Below are 8,200 nucleotides of genomic sequence, written 5' to 3' on the forward strand. Positions count from 1 at the left end.
GTATGCCAATTGTCAAGGTTCTGAAAATGCTATCCCAGTTATCAAAAAACAATTTTTCCATATCTGTATTATTTAGGGTGTAAAAAAAGTGTATGACTAAAAAACATAGAAAGCCGGTAATTGTTAGATCGCATAGTTTTCAGCGGGCAAGTTTGACGATATTGAGCGGTTAGCATAAGAAGATTTAAACAGAACAGCTAATATATTAACTTGCGATGTTGCCAAAACACATTTGCAATTTCTATCGCAAATCCAAAGAAATCATTAGACTTACAGTGCAAAACAATTTTTGCTTATCTGATAGATTAGGTCTTGATAATAGAATAAGTTTCAAATACAGTTCTCTTCTTTAAATACCGGTTCGGAGATGGTGTTCATCAAATTTGATCGAGCAGTATTTATCATATATTAATCGGCGTCCTTACTGTTTTTATTCGGGTGGTATAGATCAGCAGTTTTGATAATATCCATTATGGCGTAAAAAGATGTTCCGCAAGTCGTCTGTCGTGGCCATAAATATCTTTCCTGAAATTCAGTTTACCTGATGAGTCTACCCACGAAGTAAAATAGGTGATGTATACAGGTACTGGACTATCCAAATTGACCCATTTTTCTGAGTTTTCATGCATTGCTTCGTTTATTTTGCTGGAAGTCCATTCTTTCTGGGGTGATAACAGGTTTGAAGCAAGTGCAAATGGATCTTCTACCCTAATGCAGCCATGACTAAATGCCCTGGTTGTCCGTTTAAATAATTGCCTTGATGGGGTGTCATGTAGATAGATGCTGTATTTGTTTGGAAAAATAAATTTAACTCTTCCAAGCGCATTTGCCGGTCCGGGCTTCTGCCTTACTATGGGTAAACCATTCTGTTCGCCCCGGATTTCCATGTTATGATCAGCGATATAATTTTTATTTCGTTCTAATCCGGGCACTACTTCGTTTTTGACAATACTCATGGGGAGATTCCAATAGGGGCTGAACACCACGTGCTTGATCTGATCTGAAAAGATAATTGTTCGCGTAGCTGCTTTTCCAACTACTACATCCATACTCAAAACATCTTCATTACCCTGGTAAACATGCATCCGGAACGATGGTATGTTGACTTCAACCCTTTTAGATTCATCGTGTTGTGGCATCCACCGCATTCTTTCCATATTGATCAGCATTTGTTTAAGTTTTTCCTTAATAGGAATGTTTAAGGTTTCTATAGTTTTGGGGCCAATAACAGCATCTACAGTTAAGCCGTGCCTCGCTTGAAAACTTTCTACGGCACTTACCAAATTCTCGTCATACAATGAGGTTGTATCTGTGGTCGTCAGGTCGCCAAGCCTAATCAATCTGTTTTTAATGGTTTTAATAATTTGTGAAGTATCACCTTGTCTCAATACTTCTCCTTTCATCAAAGTAATTTCAATCCAGTTTTCCTGATGTAGGGATTTTAAGCGTATTACCTGAGCGCTCATTGCGAGATACTCCTTGCTGATTGGTAACCAGGAGTTAACAGTAAGGTCATTAGCAGAAACCAATGTATTCATTATTTCCGCCATTTTAATTTTCTTTCGAGGGATATGCCATTGAAAATTTTCAGGATTTACTTTTCCGGAATAAGCGCGCTTTATAAAACGCATAAAAAAATCAGTTAACTGTAGCTCAAGCTCACCATAGCTTTTAACGGAGTCCAGTTTTATCCCTTCGCTTTGCAGAAGTTCAATCTGGGCGTTCAGTTTTGGATTTCTAAGTGTCGAATCCGCGGAGTAGAACTGATAGTTATCATATAGATTCAAAAATATCTGGGCATGTTCTGAAAGGCCCTCTTCTGTCACCCATGCATGCTGGTAATCCCTACTTTTATAGAATTGCCTGATCTGGTTAGACGCCGTGGGGGTAAACCGTTGATAAAGGATAAAATTCTCTATGCTAGTACTGTCTGTGTGAAAGCCGGTAACCAAGATAGTATCTTTCAAATCCTGATTTAGATAAGATAACGCACCTGCTTTTACAGGCTGGCATAGTATGCATAAAAGGAAAAGGGTGAAAAGGGACCTGATTACATTTCTCATAATTTCACTTCACAACAATACTGCCAGGTAGGAATCTACATTGGTATCCGCTACCCTTGGTTAGTATTTTCTGTTTAATTCTTAAATATCCATCCTAATGATGGTAAGTTGTAGTCTCACAACCGGCAGACTAATTAATGACCTCCGGTTCTGTAATTCACTTTTTTGAATCAATAATGTTTAGCGCTTAATTTTATTGGATTAAGCAGTTTGCCGGCTCGCATTGGTTCAATTAACACTTACCCTTACGTAAATGGCGGGTAGTCAATTTTGTCGGAAAAGAAATCTTTCGCATTGATTATTGGTGCTGAACGTAGCTCATCGTCGTTAAGAGAAATTTTGATACAATTATCGTCCCATGAAATGGAATTAATCTTATTTTTATCAAGTACAACCATTTCTTGATCGGAGGTAAATACATCGTCAAACAGCAAATATTCTATCTTCCAGCTACTTAAATCAATCATTAAATCTTTGGTCCGGCCGACCATACCATTCGAATTGTGTACCTCATAATCGGAAATATGCTTAAAACTACGCAGGTTGAGGTCATAATTGTTGTTATTTTTCAAATTTTGATTGCCAATGTATCTTGAATGATCCGAAACGATAATTCCTCCATATCCGGGCCATGAGTAATGGTTAAACAGGCTTAATTCCTGTTGTCTGGATACAGGCATATCGCTATCAATATTCGGACTTTCCTTGATTTGCATTCTTGTCAAATTAACTGGTAAGATATTCGCAGAGATATCTGTTGTTTCCTGTAAGGCACAAGGTGCAATCAGTACCCGACGTTGAAAAAGCCAGTTTCCTGTTTCAACAATAAGATAGCGAACCTCCCAGGTGTCATCATCAAAATAGATATCTTTTACTTTTCCTATCAGTCCATCAGACGCCTCAAGTGAAATTTCCAGAAGTGTAGTAGCGTATGTTTGCATAATTCTTAATTAATATTAGTACAACATTCCCCTTATGTTTATGTTTGCCCTTTTGGAGTTGAATAGATAAAATGGCAAAACGTCGTTTTCATTTCCTATATAGTGTAAACCAGGGTATATTGACCCCTGATCACCAGAAATGAATTTGCTGTAAAGTTTTGCTTGTCTGCATTTTAGAGAATTGGCGGATAGGCTTCAAATGAATTGGTTTATGCAGTGTATAATGCAAAATCGCAATAATCGCAATTGCTGATAACTGAAGCCTGGTCAGTGGTGTAAACTCAAACTTGTGATGCCATCCTTAATAACATATGATTTTGATTTCAGGACAGATTACTTTAATCAAAATGTTTAAGATACGTTCGTTTTTTTGATACAAATATAATGTTTCGAACTCTTGGCCACTTCAATAAATATTCATTTCCCAAGTCTTTTGTAATGAAGTGTTTAACAAAACTTCAAAAGGCTTACCACAATTTTCAAACTTAATTCCCATAACTTCAAAATTATATCGGTCAGTTATTTCTTAATAGTTCACTGCAGCAATAGATCTTTAACCTGTCTACGCTAGTTGGATCTATAAAATCTTTCAGTGGAATATTCTGGCCAATATATTTTCACCAGTCCTCAGTTTGTTAAAAGGTTCGGGATCTTAGATAAGACCTGCTAAGCTAACATTGCAGATTTTAGCCTTTCAAGCAATTCATTTATATCAAATGGTTTACTGATGAAATTTTCGGGTTCGCAGATTCCTTTAAGGTCACGGATGTTTGCATGTGCACTCATAATGATTACGGGTACATTATCATAGCGATCTTCATTTTTTATTTCCCGACATAAATCTATTCCCGATCCATCAGGCAACATGACATCAAATAAGTATAAATCAGGTATAATGGTAATATCCCTGTTTTTAAATTCCTTAATGCTTGCAAAACATTCAACCACGTAATTTTCTGATGTTAGAAGCATTTCCAGCACTTCCCTAATCCCCTGATCGTCTTCTAACAGAAATATTTTTCTCATTCTATTTTAATAAATACAGAACACAACCAGGGCGTATATGTTTTAAAAATCCTATATTCTTTCCTGTTTAAAGAACTGGCTGATCCTGTGTGGGAAGGCTAAACCAGAACGTACTTCCCTTGTCAATTTCGCTATCAACACCAATTTTTCCACCATGATTTTTTATAATTTCCGAACTTATATATAATCCCAGACCAAGACCGGTAAATTTTTTACCTTCATAATCGGCCCTGTAGTAACGGTCGAAAAGGTGCTTTAACTTTTCCTGTGGAATTCCGGGTCCAAAATCCTTTACACAAACCTTGACATCGCTGTCTCCATTTTGAATGGCGGTTATGATAATTTTATCAGTATCGGGAGCATATTTAATGGCATTCGTTATGAAATTAATAAGCACCTGGCCAATTTGCTGATTATCAGCAAAAAGTTTTAATTTTTTTTCCGCTTCAAACACAATCTGTTTTGTAGTGGTTTGTCTGAGCTGTGAACAGCAGTTTTCAACAAGCTCATATAACGAAAAAGTTGTCCGGTCAATCTTAAGATGCCCCTGTTCCATCCTGGTGGAATCCAATAGATCGTTTAATAATCTTGAAAGGTTGTCCAGACTTCGGATGGATTGATCTATCAGTTTCTGCCTTGATTCATCCGGTAATTTTGTATGTGCCCTTTCCAGTAATTGTAGAGAGGCTTTCAGGGATGTTACCGGGGTTTTAAGCTCGTGGCTGGCGATGTTGATAAAATCCTCTTTGCCCTGTGTAATAAGCCTTCTCGAAGTGACATCCATAAAAGTTCCGATACCACCAGTCAGGTTACCCTGGTCATCAAAAATCGGAGCAGCATTGATGGATATATAAATCCGATTCCCGTTTGGGGGCTGTACGCCAATCTCCACATCGAAAACCTGACGGCCGGTCGACATCATAATTGACATGGGATGCTCCTCATCGGGAAGAGGAGTTCCGTCCAGACGGAGATTTTGCCAGCGGGGGTCATCATATGTACGCTCTTCAATTTCGCTCAAGGTTAACCCCAGTATTTGTTGTGCCATTGGGTTGGCATATATAAGCTGTCCGTTTGTATCAATGATCCCGACCCCTTCAGCCATCGTCTCGAGTATACCCTGCAGCCGCTGTTCATTTTGTTTCAGCGTATCCTCCAATACTGTTTTTTCAGAGATGGTTTTATCCCGATCCCTGATTGCATATATCTGGTCTGATACTTCTAAAGCCATATTGATTACACCAGTCACTTTACCATTTTCTACATATGGCGCATAACTAAAATTAAAATAGCCCTCATTTAGATTTCCATTTCTTAAAAAGTTGACTGGGCTTGCTGATTCGGCTCGGGCAATGCCATCTCTGTAGGTAGCCATTAGTTTTTCAGCGGCCGGCTGGCCCAATAGTTCCGGGATCTCCTCGAACAAGGGTTTGCCAATAATAGTATCATCTTTTCCGATGAGCTCCAACATGGCTGCATTAATCATTGTAACAATAAAATCATTGCCCTTGACCAGCATTATGGCAACAGGTGACTGCGCTACAAGGTTTCTGAATCCCAGCTCGCTATCTTTGAATTGGTTATTGAGAGAATTTATCGCAAGATTGAGGGCAAGAAGCTCACCGTTATCATGGGTGAGTCCTTGATTTATAGCGCTTAAATTATGATTTTCGATATGCAGTTCCCCATTTGAATTATACAGTTTCGCGTTTTGGTCTTCAAGATTCGAATTGATGGTCTTGATGGCTCTATTGTACTCTTCAAGCTTTTCATTGGTTGCAGTATACTCTTCATTCATTGCGGCGAGCTCTTCGTTGGTGCTCTGAAGTTCTTCATTCATAACTGCCAGTTCCTCGATATATCCCTGAAGTTTGTGCTCGCTCTCCTTTAAAGCATTTTTGGCTAAAACCTGCTCGGTTGTATCCTGAACGGTACACATTATCGCATCAACCTTACCCGCAGGGTCGAGCATGGGGATAAGGTCAATATTGATATATTTGGGTTGGGCATTTTCAATTTCTCTTGAAGAGTCCAAAACGTCACTGAGCGAAACTTTTTTTGCAGATAGAAATACATTATCCAGTTCATCATTGAATTTTTGACCTTTTAATAACGGAAAAACTTCCAGCATTGGCCTTCCAATTACTTCTTCTTGCAAGTGGCCCCATATCTTCAGCATTTCGGGATTAGCGCTCTCAATGACCATATCCTTTCCTTTCAGAAGTGCCAGACCGATTGGTGAGAATTTAACCAACTGCTGCATACGGTGCTCAGTAAAAGCAAGTCGCCTGTGGGTCGCAACAAGCTCTTCGTTAACCTGGCTGAGTTCCTCATTGGAAGCCTGATACTCTTCGTTTGCAGCCTGTAATTGCTCAATAATCTGCTGTTCAAGTGCTTCTTTTTCCCTTACCAATTTCCAGGCATTCACACGTTCTGTTACATCAGTAGCTGTATTTATAATACAAAGTTGTGTTCCCGAAGAATCGAAAACCGGTTTATAGACAAAATCAAAATAAGAACTTACCAGCTGACCATTAATTTCCAGGGTTGCCTTGACATCTTTTCCTGTATACTGCTGGCCTGTTTTCCAGACCTCCTTAAGAAGTTGTTTGAAAGGCTGACCTTCCAGCTCAGGCAAAGCATCTTCAAACTTTTTTCCAATGACAGTATTATCTTTCCCCCAAAACTCAAGCATTTCCCTGCTTGCCATTTGGATAATGAGTTCGGGGCCAATGTATATCGCTGTAGCCTGGGTAGACTGATTTAGGATATCGAGCAAAGCGGGATTGCCTATAACAGATAGGAGGTTATGCATTTAAAATTTATTATAATTTTGAATAACTTCAAAGTTAATCAATAGAAGTCCGGTTAACAAGCTAAAATTGGCTCTTTCCTGTCCTGCAATTGTAAGCTCAGATTGATTGTTTGCCACATTACAAGTGTTTTATACATTGTGTTAATTTATTTATGGACTGTAAATATATTTTAAAATACTTTGAAATTAGTGTTGCTAAAGATCTTTTGCATTTGCTTAGCGAGCAGGTGGTAGCTACATTCAATCAAATGTCGATGGGGAAAAAGGATGCCTATCAAGAGCTTTCAGTTCAGCACAAAGAAATCCTGGCAAAAATTATTAGACTCGAAGAACGTTTTGTGGAAGAGGATATTGAAAGAGAATTATATAAGCGTTACAGATTGAAATATGATAATGAAAAGGAAGAAATAGAGAAGAATTTGCTCTTGCTATCTAAACAAGTGTCGGGCCTTGAAAAAGTAACTAATATTGCACTCAAATTCTGCATTGAATTGCCCAAGAAGTGGTTTTTCGCTGATTATCATACCAAGCAACAGCTTCAACAACTCCTGTTCCCTAGTGGCATTTTTTATGATAAGAAAAGTGATAAATGTCGAACTTTGAAAATTAATTCTGTGTTTTTTTATATTACTTATATTCAGCAAGTTATGATGAAAAAAGAAAAGCGGAATACCCGAATTATGTCTCGAATATTCCGCTTTTTCTGCTTTGGTAGCGGGGAGCAGGATCGAACTGCCGACCTCAGGGTTATGAATCCTGCGCTCTAACCATCTGAGCTACCCCGCCGGGCTTCATATTTACGGATAAATGTAAATACTGATGTGGTTATTTTTAAGAGTTGCAAATATAGAATAAATATACATTCTATTAAAAAGAAATGTGAAAAATAGTTTAAGGCGTTGGTAGTCAATAAAATTGATTGCTTTTTTTAAGTTTTCAGCGCTATACCAATCCTTTTACGAACGCTATTTTATACAAAACAAGGCTGACTATGTATAGATTTGAGGTGTGGTCGGTTAAAACTATTCTCTGCGCTTAGCATTTGCAGGTATAGGGTACATCAGATCCTATAAATGGATTCGGGTATTAACGACCCCTTGGAGTGATCATGTTAACTCCAACTGTACCACTTATTCGCTAATCCTTTACCTATTAGGTAATGAATTAGGTAACGCCAGAGTAAAGAATAGGTAAGCAAAAGGTAAAGAATAGGTAAACAAAGGGTAAGCATGGGGTTAACTTGGTGTACAGAACAGGTAAATGTCCTATACTGGAATAAGTTTACAGTAAAAAGTCTTATTACTGATTTGTGTTTACTATCGAATTTGTTTTTACTGTATTGGGTTTACAATGTT

The 8,200-nt window shown here is 38.1% G+C and carries 4 protein-coding genes and 1 tRNA gene; all 5 read right to left on the bottom strand.

Going from position 1 to position 8,200, the window contains the following annotated elements; all coding sequences use genetic code 11:
- Nucleotides 1-470 precede the first annotated feature (470 nt).
- Nucleotides 471-1,967, bottom strand: a complete 1,497-nt coding sequence (locus BLR60_RS19285; protein ID WP_167354787.1) for a L,D-transpeptidase family protein — start codon at nucleotides 1,965-1,967, stop codon at nucleotides 471-473.
- A 341-nt stretch (nucleotides 1,968-2,308) separates the two neighbouring features.
- Complete coding sequence (locus tag BLR60_RS19290) at nucleotides 2,309-3,004, bottom strand: PRC-barrel domain-containing protein (protein ID WP_090502822.1); 696 nt, start codon at nucleotides 3,002-3,004, stop codon at nucleotides 2,309-2,311.
- A gap of 666 nt (nucleotides 3,005-3,670) precedes the next feature.
- Nucleotides 3,671-4,030, bottom strand: coding sequence for a response regulator transcription factor (locus BLR60_RS19295; protein ID WP_090502824.1), 360 nt, complete (start codon nucleotides 4,028-4,030; stop codon nucleotides 3,671-3,673).
- Between the two features lie 67 nt (nucleotides 4,031-4,097).
- The gene (locus BLR60_RS19300) at nucleotides 4,098-6,845 is read right to left on the bottom strand and encodes a PAS domain-containing protein (RefSeq protein WP_090502826.1); all 2,748 of its coding nucleotides are present in this window, start codon (nucleotides 6,843-6,845) and stop codon (nucleotides 4,098-4,100) included.
- Between the two features lie 709 nt (nucleotides 6,846-7,554).
- Nucleotides 7,555-7,631, bottom strand: a tRNA-Met gene (locus BLR60_RS19305).
- Nucleotides 7,632-8,200: the final 569 nt, after the last annotated feature.

It is taken from the genome of Pedobacter terrae (assembly GCF_900100705.1).
GTDB lineage: Bacteria > Bacteroidota > Bacteroidia > Sphingobacteriales > Sphingobacteriaceae > Pedobacter > Pedobacter terrae.